Source organism: Pseudogemmobacter humi (genome assembly GCF_900609055.1).
GTDB lineage: Bacteria > Pseudomonadota > Alphaproteobacteria > Rhodobacterales > Rhodobacteraceae > Pseudogemmobacter > Pseudogemmobacter humi.
This window is the reverse complement of sequence record NZ_UXAW01000071.1, coordinates 103,244-120,740: the sequence shown is the minus strand read 5'-3', so window position 1 is coordinate 120,740 and position 17,497 is coordinate 103,244. Positions and strand designations below refer to the sequence as shown.

At 65.8% G+C, this 17,497-nt stretch carries 18 protein-coding genes and 1 pseudogene; 18 read left to right on the top strand and 1 reads right to left on the bottom strand.

Annotated elements, in window-relative coordinates; genetic code table 11:
* The 14 genes from XINFAN_RS21735 to yihA form a co-directional block, all read left to right on the top strand.
* Window positions 1–333: hypothetical protein (locus tag XINFAN_RS21735; protein WP_160144605.1), on the top strand; the 333-nt coding region annotated here is incomplete at its 5' end.
* A 134-nt stretch (window positions 334–467) separates the two neighbouring features.
* Window positions 468–938 carry a 50S ribosomal protein L15 gene (gene rplO, locus XINFAN_RS12025; RefSeq protein ID WP_124087105.1) on the top strand — a complete coding sequence of 157 codons (471 nt, stop codon included), beginning with the start codon at window positions 468–470 and terminating at the stop codon, window positions 936–938.
* Window positions 939–1,042: 104 nt separating this feature from the next.
* Window positions 1,043–2,401 (top strand): preprotein translocase subunit SecY, encoded by a 1,359-nt coding sequence (gene secY / locus XINFAN_RS12020; protein WP_124087104.1) that lies wholly within the window; start codon window positions 1,043–1,045, stop codon window positions 2,399–2,401.
* A 9-nt stretch (window positions 2,402–2,410) separates the two neighbouring features.
* A complete protein-coding gene (locus XINFAN_RS12015) occupies window positions 2,411–2,998 on the top strand; it encodes an adenylate kinase (protein WP_124087103.1) in 588 nt (195 codons plus the stop codon).
* 178 nt (window positions 2,999–3,176) lie between these two features.
* The gene (gene rpsM / locus XINFAN_RS12010) at window positions 3,177–3,545 is read left to right on the top strand and encodes a 30S ribosomal protein S13 (RefSeq protein WP_124087102.1); all 369 of its coding nucleotides are present in this window, start codon (window positions 3,177–3,179) and stop codon (window positions 3,543–3,545) included.
* Between the two features lie 15 nt (window positions 3,546–3,560).
* Window positions 3,561–3,959: a 30S ribosomal protein S11 gene (gene rpsK / locus XINFAN_RS12005; protein WP_124087101.1), complete on the top strand. Its 399-nt coding sequence runs from the start codon at window positions 3,561–3,563 to the stop codon at window positions 3,957–3,959.
* A 148-nt stretch (window positions 3,960–4,107) separates the two neighbouring features.
* Window positions 4,108–5,124 carry a DNA-directed RNA polymerase subunit alpha gene (locus tag XINFAN_RS12000; protein WP_124087100.1) on the top strand — a complete coding sequence of 339 codons (1,017 nt, stop codon included), beginning with the start codon at window positions 4,108–4,110 and terminating at the stop codon, window positions 5,122–5,124.
* 187 nt (window positions 5,125–5,311) lie between these two features.
* Window positions 5,312–5,728 carry a 50S ribosomal protein L17 gene (gene rplQ, locus XINFAN_RS11995; protein ID WP_124087099.1) on the top strand — a complete coding sequence of 139 codons (417 nt, stop codon included), beginning with the start codon at window positions 5,312–5,314 and terminating at the stop codon, window positions 5,726–5,728.
* 296 nt (window positions 5,729–6,024) lie between these two features.
* Complete coding sequence (locus XINFAN_RS11990) at window positions 6,025–7,338, top strand: replication-associated recombination protein A (RefSeq protein ID WP_124087098.1); 1,314 nt, start codon at window positions 6,025–6,027, stop codon at window positions 7,336–7,338.
* Window positions 7,339–7,407: 69 nt separating this feature from the next.
* On the top strand, window positions 7,408–8,280 hold the full coding sequence (ttcA, locus tag XINFAN_RS11985; RefSeq protein ID WP_124087097.1) for a tRNA 2-thiocytidine(32) synthetase TtcA: 873 nt from the start codon (window positions 7,408–7,410) through the stop codon (window positions 8,278–8,280).
* A gap of 80 nt (window positions 8,281–8,360) precedes the next feature.
* Window positions 8,361–9,887 (top strand): putative bifunctional diguanylate cyclase/phosphodiesterase, encoded by a 1,527-nt coding sequence (locus XINFAN_RS11980; RefSeq protein WP_124087096.1) that lies wholly within the window; start codon window positions 8,361–8,363, stop codon window positions 9,885–9,887.
* 492 nt (window positions 9,888–10,379) lie between these two features.
* The gene (gene yidC / locus XINFAN_RS11975) at window positions 10,380–12,245 is read left to right on the top strand and encodes a membrane protein insertase YidC (RefSeq protein WP_124087095.1); all 1,866 of its coding nucleotides are present in this window, start codon (window positions 10,380–10,382) and stop codon (window positions 12,243–12,245) included.
* Entirely contained in the window at window positions 12,242–13,006 is a 765-nt protein-coding gene (locus XINFAN_RS11970; protein WP_124087094.1) for an MOSC domain-containing protein, read from the top strand. The genes yidC and XINFAN_RS11970 overlap by 4 nt, the downstream gene beginning before the upstream one ends.
* On the top strand, window positions 13,003–13,653 hold the full coding sequence (yihA, locus tag XINFAN_RS11965) for a ribosome biogenesis GTP-binding protein YihA/YsxC (RefSeq protein ID WP_124087093.1): 651 nt from the start codon (window positions 13,003–13,005) through the stop codon (window positions 13,651–13,653). The genes XINFAN_RS11970 and yihA overlap by 4 nt, the downstream gene beginning before the upstream one ends.
* 117 nt (window positions 13,654–13,770) lie before the next feature.
* Here yihA and XINFAN_RS11960 read toward each other — a convergent pair whose 3' ends face one another.
* Window positions 13,771–14,502 (bottom strand): SDR family oxidoreductase, encoded by a 732-nt coding sequence (locus tag XINFAN_RS11960; protein WP_124087092.1) that lies wholly within the window; start codon window positions 14,500–14,502, stop codon window positions 13,771–13,773.
* Window positions 14,503–14,644: 142 nt separating this feature from the next.
* Here XINFAN_RS11960 and XINFAN_RS11955 point away from each other — a divergent pair, with 142 nt between their 5' ends.
* From XINFAN_RS11955 to XINFAN_RS11940, 4 genes and pseudogenes are all read left to right on the top strand, one after another.
* Window positions 14,645–15,673, top strand: coding sequence for an LLM class flavin-dependent oxidoreductase (locus XINFAN_RS11955; protein ID WP_124087091.1), 1,029 nt, complete (start codon window positions 14,645–14,647; stop codon window positions 15,671–15,673).
* 18 nt (window positions 15,674–15,691) lie between these two features.
* Window positions 15,692–15,886 (top strand): annotated as a pseudogene (locus XINFAN_RS11950) (4-oxalocrotonate tautomerase); the annotation flags it as partial.
* Window positions 15,887–15,890: 4 nt separating this feature from the next.
* Entirely contained in the window at window positions 15,891–16,673 is a 783-nt protein-coding gene (locus XINFAN_RS11945) for an alpha/beta fold hydrolase (RefSeq protein WP_124087089.1), read from the top strand.
* Between the two features lie 24 nt (window positions 16,674–16,697).
* Window positions 16,698–17,483 carry an ABC transporter ATP-binding protein gene (locus XINFAN_RS11940; protein WP_124087088.1) on the top strand — a complete coding sequence of 262 codons (786 nt, stop codon included), beginning with the start codon at window positions 16,698–16,700 and terminating at the stop codon, window positions 17,481–17,483.
* Window positions 17,484–17,497 lie beyond the last annotated feature (14 nt).

The window sequence follows — 17,497 nt, the reverse complement described above, 5'->3', positions numbered from 1 at the left end:
GCGGCGGGGGCGGCGGTGCTGGGGCTGGGCGGCCTGGAAGGGATCTGCCGTTTCCGGGCCGAGCGCATCACCGATTACTACGAGGTTCTGGCGGTGCTCTCCGCCGTGGCCGACACCGCCGATCCGAAATATTTCCAGCTTCAGCCCGGGCCCGCGCGCAAGAAGGGCGCAGTGGTCGAGATCTGGGACGCGGGCGCCGGGGTGCGCCGGCAATACCGGGTCGCCGATCTGATCTTCGTCGGCGGCGAGCTGAGGCTCAACCGCTGGGGGCCGGACCGCAGCCTCGGCTATCTGATGCAGTTCGAGGCCGCCGCGCCTGGGCTGGTGCCCTGAGGGACGGGCTTGATCCGGGCGGCGGCTGCGTCTATACGCCCCCGGTGGTTATTACCGCCACGACTCACAACGAAGAAACGCCGTGTTGCCCTTGTCCGTCGCAGGCGGGGGCGTTCCGGCCAGGAGTATGCGACATGAAACTGAATGAACTTCGCGACAACGAAGGCGCCGCCAAAAAGCAAAAGCGCGTCGCGCGCGGCCCGGGTTCGGGCAAGGGCAAGACCGCGGGCCGTGGTATCAAGGGCCAGAAATCGCGTTCGGGCGTCGCCATCGGCGGCTATGAGGGCGGCCAGATGCCGCTTTACCGCCGCCTGCCGAAGCGCGGCTTCAACAAACCGAACCGCAAGGAATACGCCGTCGTCAACCTGGGCCTGATCGAGAAATTCATCGGCCTCGGCAAGCTCGACGTGAAAGCCGAGATCACCGAGGACGTGCTGGTCGCGGCCGGTCTGACCTCGCACAAGCGCGACGGCATCCGGGTGCTGAACAAGGGCGAGATCAAGACCGCGGTGAAGCTGAACGTCACCGGCGCCTCGGCCTCGGCGGTGGAAGCCATCCAGAAAGCCGGCGGCTCGATCACTGTTAAGGCCGCTGCGGCAGAATAAGCGGTTGTGAGCGGCGGATTCGTCGCTTACATCCCGAAGCAGTTTTCCTGCGCCGCCGGATCCGGGAAACGGTCCGGCGGCGCTGTCCATGAAAGAGACCGGAAATGGCATCTGCCGCAGAGCAAATGGCCGCCAACCTCTCCTGGGGGGCTCTGGCCAAGGCGACCGATCTTCGCCAACGCATCTTCTTCACCATCGGCCTGCTGATCGTCTATCGGCTCGGCACCTATATCCCGGTGCCGGGGATCGACGGCGACGCGCTGCGCGATTTCGTGCGCGAGGCGGGGCAGGGGATCGGTGGCATGCTGAACATGTTCACCGGCGGCGCCATCGGCCGGATGGGCATCTTCGCGCTCGGCATCATGCCCTATATCTCGGCCTCGATCATCGTTCAGCTTCTGGGCACGATGTACGAGCCCTGGAAGAACCTGAAGAAAGAGGGCGAACTGGGCCGCAAGAAGCTGAACCAGTATACCCGTTACGGCACGGTTCTGCTGGCGGTGTTCCAGTCCTACGGCATCGCGGTCTCGCTTCAGGCCGGGGATATGGCCCATACGCCGGGCTGGTTCTTCATCGCGGGCGCGGTGATCACCCTGGTCGGCGGCACCATGTTCCTGATGTGGCTGGGCGAGCAGATCACCGCCCGCGGCATCGGCAACGGCATCTCGCTGATCATCTTCGTCGGCATCGTCGCCGAGATTCCGGCCGCCATGGCGCAGTTCCTGGCGCAGGGCCGCTCGGGCGCGATCTCGACGCCGCTGATCCTCGGCATCATCGTGCTGGTGATCGCGGTGATCATGTTCGTCGTGTTCATGGAACGCGCGCTGCGCAAGATCCACATCCAGTATCCCCGCCGTCAGGTCGGCATGAAGGTCTATGACGGCGGCTCGTCGCATCTGCCGATCAAGGTCAACCCGGCCGGGGTGATTCCGGCGATCTTCGCCTCGTCGATCCTGCTGCTGCCGACCACGATCGGCACCTTCTCGGGCGGCTCGGCCAATCCGGTCCTCTCGGCGATCGCGCTCTACCTGGGCTACGGCCAGCCGCTGCATGCGGTGGCGCTGGCGGCGCTGATCGTGTTCTTCAGCTATTTCTACACCCAGAACGTCAGCTTCAAGGTCGATGAAGTGGCCGAGAATCTGAAGAACCAGAACGGTTTCATTCCCGGCATCCGTCCCGGCAAGAAGACCGAGGACTACCTGACCTGGGTGGTCAACCGCGTTCTTGTCCTCGGCTCGGCCTATCTGGCCGCCGTCTGTCTGCTGCCCGAATTCCTGATCGCGAAACTGGGCCTGCCGTTCTACTTCGGCGGCACCTCGGTTCTGATCGTGGTCTCGGTCACCATGGACACGATCAACCAGGTTCAGTCGCATCTGCTGGCGCATCAGTATGAATCGCTGATCGAGAAATCGCAGCTGCGCGGCAAGCGCAAGACTGGCCCGCGGGCTCCGGCCCGGCGCTGAGGAGAGGACATGCCGAAAAACATCATTCTGCTGGGACCGCCGGGGGCGGGTAAGGGAACGCAGGCCAAACGGCTGGAAGAAGCGCGCGGCATGGTCCAGCTTTCCACCGGCGACATGCTGCGCGAGGCCAAATCCTCGGGCACCGAAATGGGGAAGAAGGTCGCCGCGATCATGGACGCGGGCCAGCTTGTCACCGATGAGATCGTCATCGGCCTGATCGCCGAGAAGCTGGAGGCGGGCGCGCAGGGCGGCTTCATCTTCGACGGCTTTCCCCGCACCCTGGCCCAGGCGGATGCCCTGGGCGCGCTGCTGGCGGCCAAAGGGGCGAAGCTCGATGCGGTGATCGAGCTGGTGGTGGACGATGCGGCCCTTGTCGGCCGGATCGTGCGCCGCGCCGAAGAGGCCGAGGCCGCCGGCCAGCCGGTGCGCCGCGACGACAACCCCGAAGTCTTTGCCGAACGGTTGCAGGAATATTACAAGAAGACCGCGCCGCTTCTGGGCTATTACTATGCCAAAGGCGGGTTGACCCAGGTCGACGGCATGGCGGCGATGGAGAGCGTTGCCGACCAGATCGCGAAAGTTCTTGACAAGGTCTGAAATCCTGGCTGCGGGCCTTGACCCGGGGCGCAACTCTCCGTAAAGCACAGCGTCCCGGGACGGAATCGCTGTTCCGGGGTTTCCCTTTTCGGGAAGATCGAATCGGCCGGGCCCGTCATCGGCCGGGTTGTGAAAAAAGGTTCTGGCATTACGGAACCGCAACGAAAGGAACATGCGCGTGGCACGTATTGCTGGCGTCAACATCCCCACCCAGAAGCGGGTTCCGATCGCGCTTCAGTATATCACCGGCATCGGCCCGCAAAGCGCCGAGCAGATCTGCGCCGCGCTGAACATCGACCGCGCCCGCCGCGTGAACGATCTGTCGGATGCCGAAGTTCTGGCGATCCGCGAGCATATCGACGCGAATTTCACTGTCGAGGGCGACCTGCGCCGCGAAACCTCGATGAACATCAAGCGCCTGATGGATCTCGGCTGCTACCGCGGCCTGCGCCATCGTCGCGGTCTCCCGGTGCGTGGTCAGCGGACCCACACCAACGCCCGCACCCGCAAGGGCCCGGCCAAGCCGATCGCCGGCAAGAAGAAGTAAGGGGAGACACGGGATATGGCACGCGATCCGAAAGCCGCTCGTGGCGGCAAGCGTAAAGAGCGCAAGAACATCGCCACCGGCGTTGCTCATGTGAACTCGTCGTTCAACAACACCAAGATCCTGATCTCTGACGTTCAGGGCAACGCCATCTCCTGGTCGTCGGCCGGGACCATGGGCTTCAAGGGGTCGCGCAAATCGACCCCTTACGCCGCCCAGATGGCCGCCGAAGACGCCGGCCGCAAGGCGCAGGAACATGGCGTGAAGACGCTGGAAGTCGAAGTGCAGGGCCCGGGTTCGGGCCGTGAATCGGCTCTGCGCGCGCTGGCCGCGGTGGGGTTCACCATCACCTCGATCCGCGACGTGACGCCGCTGGCGCATAACGGCTGCCGCCCGCCCAAGCGCCGCCGCGTCTGAACCACCGAAACACCGGCCAGGCCGTGCGTTCCCGCATGGCCTGGCTCGTTCTGTTTGACGATCCGACTTTGAAGACCCGCAGTTAAAGATCCTCGGGCGCCGCGCTTCTTCGGACCATGGGAGCGATGGCAGGTATGGAGGCGAATCCATGATCCATAAGAACTGGCAGGAACTGATCAAGCCGACCCAACTCGTCGTGAAGCCGGGCAACGATGCGGGGCGCGTTGCCACCGTCATCGCCGAGCCGCTGGAACGCGGTTTCGGGCTGACGCTGGGCAATGCGCTGCGCCGTGTGCTGCTGTCGTCGCTCCAGGGGGCCGCGATCACTTCGGTCCAGATCGACAACGTGCTGCACGAATTCTCCTCGGTGCCGGGCGTCCGCGAGGACGTGACCGATATCGTGCTGAATCTGAAGGGCGTTTCGCTCAAGATGGAAGTCGAGGGGCCGCGCCGCCTGTCGATTTCGGCCAAGGGGCCGGGTGTCGTCACCGCCGCCGCCATCGCCGAGACCAACGGGATCGAGGTCCTGAACAAGGACCACGTGATCTGCCACCTCGACGACGGCGCCGATGTGTTCATGGAACTGACGGTGAACACCGGCAAGGGCTATGTCTCGGCCGACAAGAACCGCCCGGAAGATGCGCCGATCGGCCTGATCCCGATCGACGCGATCTATTCGCCGGTCAAGCGCGTCTCCTACGAAGTGCAGCCCACCCGCGAGGGCCAGGTGCTGGACTATGACAAGCTGACCATGAAGATCGAGACCGACGGCTCGCTGACCCCCGACGATGCGGTGGCCTATGCCGCGCGCATCCTTCAGGACCAGCTGGCGATCTTCGTCAATTTCGACGAGCCGGAAGCGGCGAAGTCGGGCGAAGTGGATTCGGGCCTCGAATTCAACCCGCTTCTGCTGAAGAAAGTCGACGAGCTGGAGCTTTCGGTCCGCTCGGCGAACTGCCTGAAGAACGACAACATCGTCTATATCGGCGATCTGATCCAGAAGACCGAAGCCGAGATGCTTCGCACCCCGAACTTCGGCCGCAAGTCGCTGAACGAGATCAAGGAAGTGCTCTCGGGCATGGGCCTGCATCTCGGGATGGAAGTCGAGGACTGGCCGCCGGAGAATATCGAGGATCTGGCCAAGCGCTTCGAGGATCAGTTCTGATCTGTGGACAAGGCCGGGGGGCGAAGGCCCCGCCGATCCTGACAAAGGCCGGGGGGCGAAGGCCCCCCGGACCCCCCGCCGCCCGCCTGTGTTTGAGGGATGGCGCAAAGACCCGGGCAATCCCGCCCCAACGACGGCCCTGCAACGCACGGGGCCATGACAAAGCAAAACGCTATAGGAGAGACCCATGCGTCACGCCCGCGGCTATCGCCGCCTGAACCGCACCCACGAGCACCGCAAGGCGCTTTTCTCGAATATGTCCGGCTCGCTGATCGAGCATGAGCAGATCAAGACCACCCTTCCGAAGGCCAAGGAACTGCGTCCGATCATCGAGAAGCTGATCACGCTGGCGAAGCGTGGCGATCTGCACGCCCGTCGTCAGGCTGCCGCCCAGCTGAAAGAAGACAAAGACGTCGAGAAGCTGTTCGCGATCCTCGGGCCGCGCTACAAAGACCGTCAGGGCGGCTATGTCCGTGTGCTGAAAGCGGGCTTCCGTTACGGCGACATGGCGCCGATGGCGATCATCGAATTCGTCGACCGCGACCCGGCTGCCAAAGGCGCCGCCGACCGCGCCCGGCTGGAAGCGGAAGACGCCGCGGAATAATCCGCCGCCATCCGTTGGTTATATCCAGGGCCCGCCTCCGGCGGGCCTTGTGCGTTTCAGCGCCCTGCGCGCGGATCCCACCGCCACAACGGCGGATGAGGGCGACGGCCGCCCGGTTTCCGCTCCGGGGCGACGTGCCGCGCTTGCGCCCGCAGGCCCCTCGGCTTGCCCTGAAACGGCTTTCCCTGCCGCGCGGGCTCCTGCGTCGCGGAATTTGGTTGCGCGAAAGCTCCGGGTGCGCCCCGGAGGCTGCGTCTGCGCTTTCGGCTTTGACCGGGCTGCGCTAGTCTGCCGCCATGGCCGATCTGTTCGATACCGATCCGAAACCGACCACGCCCGGGGCGCCGCGTCCGCTGGCCGACCGGCTGCGCCCGCGCGCGCTCTCAGAGGTGATCGGCCAGGACCAGGTGCTCTCGCCCGAGGGGCCCCTGGGCGCGATGCTGGCCGCAGGCAGCCTGTCGTCGCTGATCCTCTGGGGGCCGCCGGGGGTGGGGAAGACCACCATCGCGCGGCTGCTGGCGGATCAGACCGATCTCGCCTTCGTGCAGATCTCGGCGATCTTCACGGGCGTGCCGGATCTGAAGAAGGTGTTCGAATCCGCGAAGATCCGCCGCCAGAACGGCCAGGGCACGCTTCTGTTCGTCGATGAGATCCACCGTTTCAACAAGGCGCAGCAGGATGGATTCCTGCCCTATATGGAGGATGGCACCATCCTTCTGGTCGGCGCCACCACGGAAAACCCGTCTTTCGAGCTGAACGCGGCGCTTCTGTCGCGCTCGCAGGTGATCGTGCTGGAGCGGCTGTCGCTCGCCGATCTGGAGCGGCTGGCGCAACGGGCCGAGAAGGAACTGGGCCGCGCGCTGCCGCTGAACGGCGAGGCGCGCGACGCGATGCTGGAGATGGCCGACGGCGACGGGCGGGCGCTTCTGAACCTGATCGAACAGGTCGCGGCCTGGCGGGTGGAGCGGCCTCTGGGGCGCGAGGAACTCGCGAAACGGCTGATGCGCCGCGCCGCGCGGTACGACAAATCCGGCGACGAGCATTACAACCTGATCTCGGCCCTGCACAAATCGGTGCGCGGGTCCGACCCCGACGCCGCGCTTTACTGGTTCGCGCGGATGCTGGAGGGCGGCGAGGATCCGCGCTTTCTGGCCCGCAGGCTGACCCGGATGGCGGTCGAGGACATCGGTCTCGCCGATCCCCAGGCCCAGGCGATCTGCATCGATGCCTGGCAGACCTATGAACGGCTCGGCTCGCCGGAAGGGGAGCTGGCGCTGGCCAATGCGGTGGTCTATCTCGCGCTCGCGCCGAAATCGAACGGCGTCTATGCGGCTTACAAGGCCGCCCGGGCCAGCGCGCGCGAGACCGGCAGCCTGATGCCGCCGCGCCATATCCTGAACGCGCCGACCCGGCTGATGAAGGAAATCGGCTACGGCTCGGGCTACAATTACGACCACGACGCCGAGGACGGTTTCTCGGGCCAGGACTATTTCCCCGAAGGCATGAAACGCCCGGTGTTCTACATGCCGCCCGAGCGCGGGTTCGAGCGCGAATTGCGCAAGCGAATCGACTATTTTGCGAAACTGCGCGCCCGCCGCCAGGGCGGATGAGGCGCGGGATGACTTGACCCGCCCGCGCCGCTGCGCTTATGGGGCCGCGATCCCCGAAAGGTGCCCGTGATGCTTGACGACGCCGACGACATCCACCCGCTGTTCTACGGCGCGCCGAAATCGACCGAGTTCCGCAAGCTGCGCAAGCGCCTCGTGCAGCAGGTGAGGGAGGCGATCGACACCTACGGCATGGCGCGGCCGGGCGCGCGCTGGCTGGTTTGCCTGTCGGGCGGGAAAGACAGCTATACGCTGCTTGCGGTGCTGCATGAGCTGAAATGGCGCGGGCTGTTGCCGGTGGATCTGCTCGCCTGCAATCTCGACCAGGGCCAGCCGGGGTTTCCCTCGACGGTGCTGCCGGAGTTCCTGGCGAAGATGGGGGTCGAACACCGGGTCGAATACCAGGACACCTATTCGGTCGTCACCTCGAAGATCAAGCCGGGCGGCACGATGTGCTCGCTCTGCTCGCGGCTGCGGCGCGGCAATCTCTACCGCATCGCGCGGGAAGAGGGCTGCGAGGCGGTGGTGCTCGGGCATCACCGCGACGACATTTTAGAGACGTTTTTCATGAATTTGTTCCATGGCGGGCGGCTGGCGACGATGCCGCCGAAGCTGGTGAACGAAGAGGGCGATCTGTTCCTTTACCGCCCGCTCGCCTTCGTGGCCGAGGCCGATTGCGACCGTTTCGCCAGGGCGATGAACTATCCGATCATTCCCTGCGACCTTTGCGGCAGCCAGGAGGGGTTGCAGCGCGCCCAGGTCAAGAAGCTGCTCGACGAATGGGAGCTGCGCAGCCCCGGCCGCCGCCAGGTCATGTTCCGCGCGCTGATGAATGTGCGCCCCTCGCATCTGGCCGATCCGGGCATATTCGATTTTCTCGGGCTCGCTTTGGGAAAGCCCGGCGAAGTTGAGGAAAATCCGAAACATCTTCGCCTGCCGGATTAACGAAGCCCTCACCTGTTTTGCCCCTTTCTGACCGGCATTGGTCCCCTTCGGGGCGAGCCGCAGCAGGGAAGGCGCAACTCATGGTGGATTTCGGCATCGCATCGCCCTTGCGCCGGTTGTCGCGCCCGCTCGGCTGGGTCAGGCGGCCGGAGTTCCTGGTCTTCCTGCCCGCGATCACGCTCGCCGGGTTCTGGATCGGGGGCGAGCGGGTGCTTCTGGTGCTGGCGCTCGGCCTGCCGCTGCTCTTCGCCATCGCGGGACGGGGGGCGGTTCCGCCGCCCGCGACCGGGGAGGAGGGGACGTTGCGCCGCGCCATTGCGCTGCTGGATACGGTGCTGCCGACGCTGGGGCAAAGCGGGCGTCACACCGCCTGTCTGGTGGTGCAGTTCGACAATCTGGCCGCGGTGCTGGAACGCCACGGCCGCACCGCCCAGGGCGAGGTGCTGGAGCGCGCGACCGACCGGATCCGCGGCGCGCTCAGGGCCGGGGATTTCGTGACCGATCCGCAGGGGGCCACCATCGCGGTGGTCCTTGCGCCGGTGCGCCGGCTGGATCTGGAAACCATGGTGCAGCTTTGCGCCCGTCTTCAGGATGCGGTCGCGGTGCCGATCCCGCTCGGCGGCGCGCAGCTTTACGTCAGCTGCTCGCTCGGCTTTTGCATCTCGGGCCGCGCGCCCGGGACGACGGGGCAGGCGCTGCTCGATGCGGCGCAGACCGCCTCGGATGAGGCTTTGCGCCACGGCCCCGGTGCGATCCGGGCCTTTTCGCAGGATATGGCCGCCCGCCGCGCCGCCAGCACCGCCCTGCGCGAGGATCTGGAAGAGGCGCTCGACAAGGGCGAGATCCGGCCGCATTTCCAGCCGCAGGTCTCGACCGATACCGGCGCGGTTTCGGGGATGGAGGCGCTGGCGCGCTGGCATCATCCGCAGCGCGGCCTGCTGCCGCCCGCAGATTTCCTGCCGCTGATCGAAAGCAGCGATCTGAGCGACCGGCTGAGCGAGGCGATCCTTGGCCATGCGCTGGCGGCATTGCGGGACTGGGACAAGGCGGGGCTGACGGTGCCCTCGGTCTCGGTCAATTTCTCGGCCGCCGAGCTGCGCAACCCGCGTCTGCCGGACCGCATTCGCTGGGAGCTGAACCGCTACGACCTCAAACCCGCGCGGCTGACGGTGGAGGTGCTGGAAACCGTGGTGGCGCGGGCGGGTAACGACATGGTGGTCTCGAATATCGCCGCGCTCGCCGCGATGGGCTGCGGCATCGACCTCGACGATTTCGGGACCGGGCACGCTTCGATCTCGACCATTCGCCGCTTCGCGATCCGCCGGCTGAAGATCGATCGCAGTTTCGTGACCCGGGTCGATCAGGACCGTGACCAGCAGCGTATGGTCTCGGCCATCGTCTCGATGGCGGATCAGCTGGGGCTGGAGACCCTTGCCGAAGGGGTTGAGACCGCTTCGGAACATTCGATCCTGTCGCAACTGGGCTGCGGCTTCGTCCAGGGCTTCGCCATCGGGCAGCCGATGCCCGCCGCCGAGGCCGCGACCTGGATCGCGAAACACCAGAACCGCCCGGGCCATATCCCGCGCATCGGCCTGCCGGGACGCTGAGGGCTTTGCTGCTGAGGCGGGCTTCGGACCGTCGGCGGTGGTTTGGCGGCGCAGGCGGGGGGCCGTCTGCCCCCGCGCCCGCGGCACAGCCGCGGGCTCCCCCGAGGATATTTTCAGACAGAAAATGAGGGCAGCAGCGTCGGGCTCAGGCGCCGGGGCGGCTGGATGTGATCCCGGGGCCGCGGTCTTTGCGGCTGTGGGGGGAAGCGACGGAAGCGGGCGCTGTCTGTTCCCTCGCCTGAGGCGAAGGGGGCAGGTATTCTTCGGGGATGTTTCGGGCAGATGAAAGGGGGCGCAGGCCTCGGGCAGGGCGAGGGACGGCGGGTTTCGCGGCGCGCGCGCGGGGCGGGCTTCTCCGCCCTCGGGAAGCCCTGGCAGCGGCGCTCTTTCCCTTCCCGGCTTCGTGTGGAAAGGCGAAAGCGCTTGACCTTTGTCGCCCCCTTCTGTTGAAGACCGCTGATCCTTTCCTCACATGCGGCAGCGGTTCAGAAGATGGACGAGAACAACAACAAGAACCTCATCCTTGCCACGGTGCTCAGCTTCCTGGTCATCCTGGTGTGGTTCGTGCTTTTCCCGCCGCCCGAGCCGCCGCCGGTGCCCGATGAGCCGGTGGCCACTGCCAGCGAAGGTGCCGCCCCGCCCGCCGCAGTGGGTGAGACCGCCCCCGTCGAACCCGTCCCCGAGGCGCCGCGCCTTGCGGTTGCCACGCCCGAGCTGGAAGGCTCGGTCTCGCTTCTGGGCGGCCGGATCGACGATCTGCGCCTGAAGAAATACCGCGAGAGCCAGGAGCCCGGTGCGCCTGTCGTGCGGCTGCTGTCGCCGGTGGGCGAGAGCAAACCCTATTACGCGCTGTTCGGCTGGAGCCCGGCTGGCTCGCTGACCGAAGGTGACGTGCCCGGTTCGCGCACCGAATGGCGGCTGGTGTCGGGCGCGACGCTGGCGCCGGGTCAGCCCGTCACCCTGCAATGGGAGAACGGCAAGGGCCTGACCTTCACCCGCGAAATCGCGGTGGACGCAGAATTCATGTTCACCGTCACCGACTCGGTGCAGAACGGCGGCCCGGGCGACGTGTCGCTGGCGCCCTATGGTCAGATCGCGCGCCATGGCCTGCCCGCCGATCTCCAGGGCTTCTTCATCCTGCACGAGGGGGCGATCTCGCGCGCCGACGGCACGCTGACCGAAACCACCTACAAGAACATGGCCGGGCTTTCGGTGGTCGAGCGCGAGGGCGCCCCCGCCGAAGTGACCGAGGCCCAGACCGACGGCTGGATCGGCTTCACCGACCATTACTGGATGTCGGTGCTGATCCCCGAACAGGGCAAGCCCTTTACCCAGGTCACCAAATACGTGCCGGGCGCCGAGATCTACCAGACCGAGGTCCGCCTGCCGCTGATGACGGTTGCCGCGGGCGCGAGTGCCTCGACCAGCACCCGCTTCTTCGCCGGCGCCAAGGAATGGGAGGCGATCCGCGGCTATCAGAACGAGTCGGGGCTGATCTCGGGCAAGGCCGATCCCGACCGCGATCCGATCCCCGGCTTCATCGATTCGATCGACTGGGGCTGGTTCTATTTCCTGACGAAGCCGATCTTTGCCATGCTGCACTGGATCCACGGGATGATCGGCAACATGGGCCTCGCGATCATCGCGCTGACCTTCGTGCTGAAACTGATCGTGCTGCCGCTGGCCTATAAGAGCTATGTCTCGATGGCGCGGATGAAGGAGCTGCAACCCGAGATGGAGGCGCTGAAAGAGCGCGCCGGCGAGGACAAGCAGCGCCTGCAAAAAGAGATGCTGCAGCTTTACCGCGACAAGAAGGTCAATCCGGCGGCGGGCTGTCTGCCGATCCTGATCCAGATCCCGATCTTCTTCTCGCTCTACAAGGTGATCTTCGTCACGATCGAGCTGCGCCACGCGCCGTTCTTCGGCTGGCTCAGGGATCTCTCGGCGCCCGATCCCTCGTCGCTTTACAACCTGTTCGGGCTTTTGCCCTGGGATGCACCGGCGGCGGGGACGATCCTGCACCTGATCTTCATCGGTGTGCTGCCGATCCTTCTGGGCATCACCATGTGGCTGCAACAGAAGCTGAATCCGGCGCCCGCCGATCCGGTCCAGGCCTCGATCTTCGCCTGGATGCCCTGGGTGTTCATGTTCATGCTGGGCGGCTTCGCCTCGGGCCTTGTGGTCTACTGGATCACCAACAACATCATCACCTTCACCCAGCAATATATCATCATGCGCAGCCACGGGCATAAGCCGGACATCTTCGGCAACATCCGCCAGGGCTTCCGCAAGAAAGAAGCGAAACTGGCGGCCAATGCCAACAAGGCGCCAGCGAAGGGCGGCGGCAAGAAGAAATGAGCGCCGCCGCGGGGCACCTCGCCCATATCTTCCGCCACCCGATCAAGGCCCACGGACGCGAGGAACTCGCGTCCGTAAGGCTTTCCGGGGGGGGCTCTTTGCCCTGGGACCGGACCTGGGCGGTGGCGCATGACCTGTCGAAATTCGACCCGGCCGCGCCCGCCTGGGTGTCCTGCGCCAATTTCCAGCGTGGTGCCCGCACGCCCGCGGTGATGGCGATAGAGGCGCGGTTCGACCCCGAGACCCGGCACATGCGGCTGACCCATCCGCGGCTGGAGCCGCTGGAGTTCGACCCGGAAACCGAGGGCGCGCGGCTGATCGACTGGCTGGCGCCGATCAGCCCGACGGAACGCTTCCGCCCGGTCGCGCTGGTGCGCGCGCCGGGGCGGGCGATGACCGACAGCGATTATCCCGGCGTCTCGATCAAGAACCTTGCGTCCAATGCGGCGCTGTCGGCGCATATGGGGCGGGATCTGTCGATCCACCGCTGGCGCGGCAATTTCTGGCTCGACGGGTTCGCCCCCTGGGAGGAATTTGGCTGGATCGGCCGGCGGCTGAAAATCGGCGCGGCGGTGATCGAGATCCGCGAGAGGGTGGGGCGCTGTAAGGCGACCACCGTCGATCCCGCCACCGGCGAGGTCGATGCCGATACTTTGGGCGCTTTGCGCGAAGTGGTGGGCGCGCAGGATTTCGGCGTGTTCGGCGTGGTGATCGAAGGCGGCAACGTCGCCCGGGGCGACAGGGTAGAGGTGCTGGAATGACGATGGTCTTCACTTTGGCCGGGGCGCCGGAAGAACAGGCGCGCGAGACCGGGCGGCTGCTCTTCGCCGGGCCGGTGGATTTCGTCAAAGGCGTGACCACGATGGCGGCGCTGCCGCCCGCCGACCGGGTCGAGGTTTGTTTCGCCGGTCGCTCGAATGTCGGTAAGTCCAGCCTGATCAATGCGCTCACGGGGCGCAAGAGCCTCGCGCGGGCCTCGAACACCCCGGGACGGACCCAGGAGATCAACTATTTCGCTCTGGGCGAAAGCCGCTATCTGGTCGACCTGCCGGGCTACGGTTTCGCCGAGGCGCCGGTGGCGGTGGTCAGGAAGTGGCAGGAACTGCTCCGCGCCTATCTGGCGGGGCGCCAGACGCTCCGCCGCGCCTTCGTGCTGATCGACACGCGCCATGGCATCAAACAGGTCGATGACGAGATCCTCGGCCTCCTGGACAAGTCCGCCGTGACCTTCCAGGTGGTGATGACCAAGGCCGACAAGGTGAACCAGGCCACCCGCGAGGCGAATATCGCGCAGGTGATGGCGGCGTTGCAGAAGCATCCGGCCGCCTATCCCGAGATCATCGTCACCAGTTCGGAAAAGGGCGAAGGGGTCGAGACCCTGCGCGCCGTTATCGCGACGCTGGAGTGAGGCGCCGATTTCTTTGAAGAAATCGGGCCGGAGTTTTTGAAAACTCCGGCGGCGCGCCGTGGCCGGCGCGCCAAATTCCTTGCAAGGAATTTGCAAAAATCTTCGAAGATTTTTGCGTCAGACGTGCTGGGCGCCGTTCACCTCGATCTCGGCGCCCGAGATGTAGCTGGCCTGGTCGGAACACAGATACCAGATCGCATCCGCCACTTCGCGCGGCTGGCCCAGACGTTGCAACGGCAGTTTCTCGACGATCTTGTCGGTGCCCGGCGACAGGATCGAGGTTTCCACCTCGCCCGGGGCGATCGCGTTGACCCGCACCCCCATCGGCCCGAAATCATGCGCCATCTCGCGCGTCAGCGCCGCCAGCGCGGCTTTCGACGTGGCATAGGCGGCGCCCGCGAAAGGATGCACCCGTGCACCCGCGATCGAGGTGACGTTGACGATCGCGCCTTTCGCCGCCGCCAGCTCGTCCTGCAAGCCGCGCGCGAGGATGACGCTGGCGAAGAAGTTCACGTGGAAGACATGGCCCCAGGTGCGCAGATCGGTGTCCAGCGTGTTCAGCCGCGCCCCGCCCGGCCCCTTGGGGCTGATCCCGGCGTTGTTCACCAGCGCATGGATCTTTCCGCCGGTCCTCGCCTTGATCGACTCGATGGCGGCGATGGTCATGTTCGGATCGGCGAGGTCGATCTCGATATGGTTGGCCTCGGCATCGGGCCAGGGGCAGCGCGGGTCGAAGGGCTGGCGCGAACAGGTCAGCACCCGCCAGCCTTCCGAGGAAAACCGCTTCACCGTGGCATGGCCGATCCCGCGGGAGGCCCCGGTCAGAACGAGGATCTTCTGTTCGGACATGATGGCATCTCCTTGTCGCCTGCCTTTCTGGCCGCTTCCGTCCCGGGCCGCAATCGGAGTTTTCGTGAAGGCTCCGCGCGAATCCTGTTGACGGGACTCATGTTTTGCACAAACGTGCAAAACCAGCGGCAGGAGGGATGGAATGGACTTCTCGCATTTTCTCAGCAGTCATCTGCTCTCGGCCGAGACCGGCGGCAAACAGCTTTACCGCGAGATGGTCGCGCAGGCGGTCCAGGCCGAGGCCTGCGGCTATCGCGGCGTCTCGGTGCCCGAACATCATCTGATCAACATCCTGCTGGTGCCCTCGCCCTTGCAGATGGCGGTGAAGGTCGCCGCCCATACCGAACGGCTGGAGATCGCCACCTCGATCTGCCAGCTGCCGCTGCGGGACATGCGGGTCTTCGCGGGCGAGGTGGTCCAGGCGCAGGCGCTTTGCGACGGGCGGCTGGTGCTGGGCGTGGGGAAGGGGGCTTTCGGCTATGAGACCGGGCGGATCGGCGTGCCGATGGAGGAGACGAAGCCCGTCTTCGAGGAAAGCCTCGCGGTGCTGGAGGCGCTGCTCTCGCGTAAGGAAGTGTCCTGGCAGGGCAGCCGCTACAACTTTGCGTCGCTGACCATCATGCCGCGGCCCGAGGATCCGATCCCGCTGGCTTTGGCGATCATGGCCCCGCCGGGGATCGAGGCGGCGGCGGCGAAGGGTTATGCGATCCAGACCACGCCGCTCGGCGCCAGCCATGAGATCCTGAAATCCCAGGTCGATGCCTACCATCGCGGCCGCGCGAGCGCGGGCCATCCGCCGGGGCAGAGGCTGTCGTTGCAGCGCACGCTCTGGCTGGCACAGGACGAGGCCGATGCGCAGGCGATGACCGCGCTGGCGCACCGCTATTACCAGAGCTTCGACAATGTGTTCGGCGGGCCGGGGATCGTGGATTCCGGCATGATCCGCCCGCTGCCGCGGCGCCAGACGGTGGAGGAGCTGCGCCATAACGTGCTGATCTGCACCGCGGGCGAGATGGTCGACCGGCTTGGCGCCTATGCCGAACTCGGGATAGACGAGGTGATCGCCTCGTCGAATTTCGGCCAGCCCCAGGCGGCGACGCTGAAGATGATGGAGCGCTTCGCCCGGGATGTGATGCCGCATCTGGGCGGTAAACGCGAAAAAGTTGCATAAGATAAAGCAAGGAGCCGAAACATGCCCATGATCCGGGTGGAAATGTTCGAGGGTCGCACGGTCGAGCAGAAGCGCGCCTGCGCCAAAGCGCTGACCAAAGCCTTCGTCGAAAGCTGCGGCGGCACGCCCGAGGCGATCCAGATCGTCTTTACCGATGTCGAAAAACACGACTGGGCTTTCGGCGGGCGGCTCGGCTCCGACCCGAAGGAATGATCCCATGGCCGCCATCGACTGCGCTTACACCGTCACCGGCGAGGGACCGGCGCTTTTCCTGATCCACGGCATCGGCGCGCGCCGTGCGACTTTCGCGCGGCTGATCGAGGGGCTGAAGGACCGTTTCACCTGCATCAGCTACGACCTGCGCGGCCATGGCGAAAGCCCCTTGCCCGGGGGGCGCTTCGGGCTGGAGGATCTGGTCGATGACCTTGAGGCCCTGCGCGCCCGGCTCGGCGTGGAGCGCGCCCATTTCGCCGGCCATTCGCTCGGCGGCATGATCGGCCCGGCCTATGCGCGCCGCTACCCGGATCGGGTGCGCTCGCTGGGCCTGTGGTCCACCGCCGCCTTCCGCACCGAAGACGACAGCGCGAAGGTGAAAGCGGTGGTCGCGGCGATGCGCGAAAAGGGCATCGGCCCGGTGCTGGATACGCTGACCGCGCGCTGGTTCACCGACGATTTCGTGGCGGCCCGCCCCGATGTGATCGAATGGCGCAAGCGGCAGGTGACCGACACGCCTGCGGATATCTTTCTGAATGTGTTTGATATCTATGCCGAAACCGAAATGGGCCCCTGGCTGCACGAAATCTCGATTCCGGCCCAGGTTTTGACCGGCGAGCTTGACGGGGGCTGCAATCCCCGGCTCAATACGCTTATCGCCGGTGCCATGCCGCAGGCGGAACTGGTGATCCTGCCGGGGCTGAAACATGCGATCTTCATCGAGGCGACCGATCAGGTCCTGCCGCATGTCCGCCGCTTCCTGCTGGCCCGGGAGGCAAACGACTGACAACCAGCGAGGACGCCTGCCCTGATGAAAGACACCGCGCAGGCCAATCCCGCCCCCCGTCCCGAAGCGATCCGGGTCGAGGCTTTGCGCAAGAGCTTCGGCCCGCATGAGGTGCTGAAAGGCGTGTCGATCACCGCGCGTGAGGGCGATGTGGTCACGCTGATCGGCGGCTCCGGCTCGGGCAAGTCAACGCTTCTGCGCTGCGTGAATTTCCTGGAAACCCCATCCTCGGGCCGCATCGTGATCGGCGGCGAGGAGGTGCGCTGCCGCCCCGACGGCACCCCTGCTGACCGCCGCCAGATCGAGCGGATCCGCCAGAGCCTTGGCATGGTATTTCAGTCGTTCAACCTCTGGACCCACAAGACCGTGCTGGAGAACCTGATCGAAGTGCCGGTCCATGTGCTGGGGCTGCCGAAGGACGAGGCGGTCGGGCGGGCGCGCAAGCTGCTCGACCGGGTGGGGCTGAAGGAAAAGGAAAGTGCCTATCCGGCGTTCCTTTCCGGCGGCCAGCAGCAGCGCGCCGCCATCGCCCGCGCGCTGTGCATGCAGCCGCGCGCCATGCTGTTCGACGAGCCGACCTCGGCGCTTGACCCCGAATTGGTGGGCGAGGTGCTCGCGGTGATCCGCAGCCTCGCCGACGAGGGGCGCACCATGTTGCTGGTCACGCATGAAATGAAATTCGCCCGCGAGGTCTCGGACCATGTGGTCTATCTTTACAACGGGGTGATCGAGGAAGAGGGCCCGCCCGAGCGGCTGTTCGGCGCCCCGCAATCGGCCCGGCTGAAGCAGTTTCTCAAATCGGTCTCGTGAGAAGACCCCGTAAA

What these genes read in the sequence shown, in the direction of transcription:
- rplO (WP_124087105.1), top strand. Translation starts at nt 468, where the DNA reads ATGAAACTGAATGAACTTCGCGACAACGAAGGCGCCGCCAAAAAGCAA.
- secY (WP_124087104.1), top strand. Translation starts at nt 1,043, where the DNA reads ATGGCATCTGCCGCAGAGCAAATGGCCGCCAACCTCTCCTGGGGGGCT.
- XINFAN_RS12015 (WP_124087103.1), top strand. Translation starts at nt 2,411, where the DNA reads ATGCCGAAAAACATCATTCTGCTGGGACCGCCGGGGGCGGGTAAGGGA.
- rpsK (WP_124087101.1), top strand. Translation starts at nt 3,561, where the DNA reads ATGGCACGCGATCCGAAAGCCGCTCGTGGCGGCAAGCGTAAAGAGCGC.
- XINFAN_RS12000 (WP_124087100.1), top strand. Translation starts at nt 4,108, where the DNA reads ATGATCCATAAGAACTGGCAGGAACTGATCAAGCCGACCCAACTCGTC.
- rplQ (WP_124087099.1), top strand. Translation starts at nt 5,312, where the DNA reads ATGCGTCACGCCCGCGGCTATCGCCGCCTGAACCGCACCCACGAGCAC.
- XINFAN_RS11990 (WP_124087098.1), top strand. Translation starts at nt 6,025, where the DNA reads ATGGCCGATCTGTTCGATACCGATCCGAAACCGACCACGCCCGGGGCG.
- ttcA (WP_124087097.1), top strand. Translation starts at nt 7,408, where the DNA reads ATGCTTGACGACGCCGACGACATCCACCCGCTGTTCTACGGCGCGCCG.
- XINFAN_RS11980 (WP_124087096.1), top strand. Translation starts at nt 8,361, where the DNA reads ATGGTGGATTTCGGCATCGCATCGCCCTTGCGCCGGTTGTCGCGCCCG.
- yidC (WP_124087095.1), top strand. Translation starts at nt 10,380, where the DNA reads ATGGACGAGAACAACAACAAGAACCTCATCCTTGCCACGGTGCTCAGC.
- XINFAN_RS11970 (WP_124087094.1), top strand. Translation starts at nt 12,242, where the DNA reads ATGAGCGCCGCCGCGGGGCACCTCGCCCATATCTTCCGCCACCCGATC.
- yihA (WP_124087093.1), top strand. Translation starts at nt 13,003, where the DNA reads ATGACGATGGTCTTCACTTTGGCCGGGGCGCCGGAAGAACAGGCGCGC.
- XINFAN_RS11960 (WP_124087092.1), bottom strand. Translation starts at nt 14,502, where the DNA reads ATGTCCGAACAGAAGATCCTCGTTCTGACCGGGGCCTCCCGCGGGATC.
- XINFAN_RS11955 (WP_124087091.1), top strand. Translation starts at nt 14,645, where the DNA reads ATGGACTTCTCGCATTTTCTCAGCAGTCATCTGCTCTCGGCCGAGACC.
- XINFAN_RS11945 (WP_124087089.1), top strand. Translation starts at nt 15,891, where the DNA reads ATGGCCGCCATCGACTGCGCTTACACCGTCACCGGCGAGGGACCGGCG.
- XINFAN_RS11940 (WP_124087088.1), top strand. Translation starts at nt 16,698, where the DNA reads ATGAAAGACACCGCGCAGGCCAATCCCGCCCCCCGTCCCGAAGCGATC.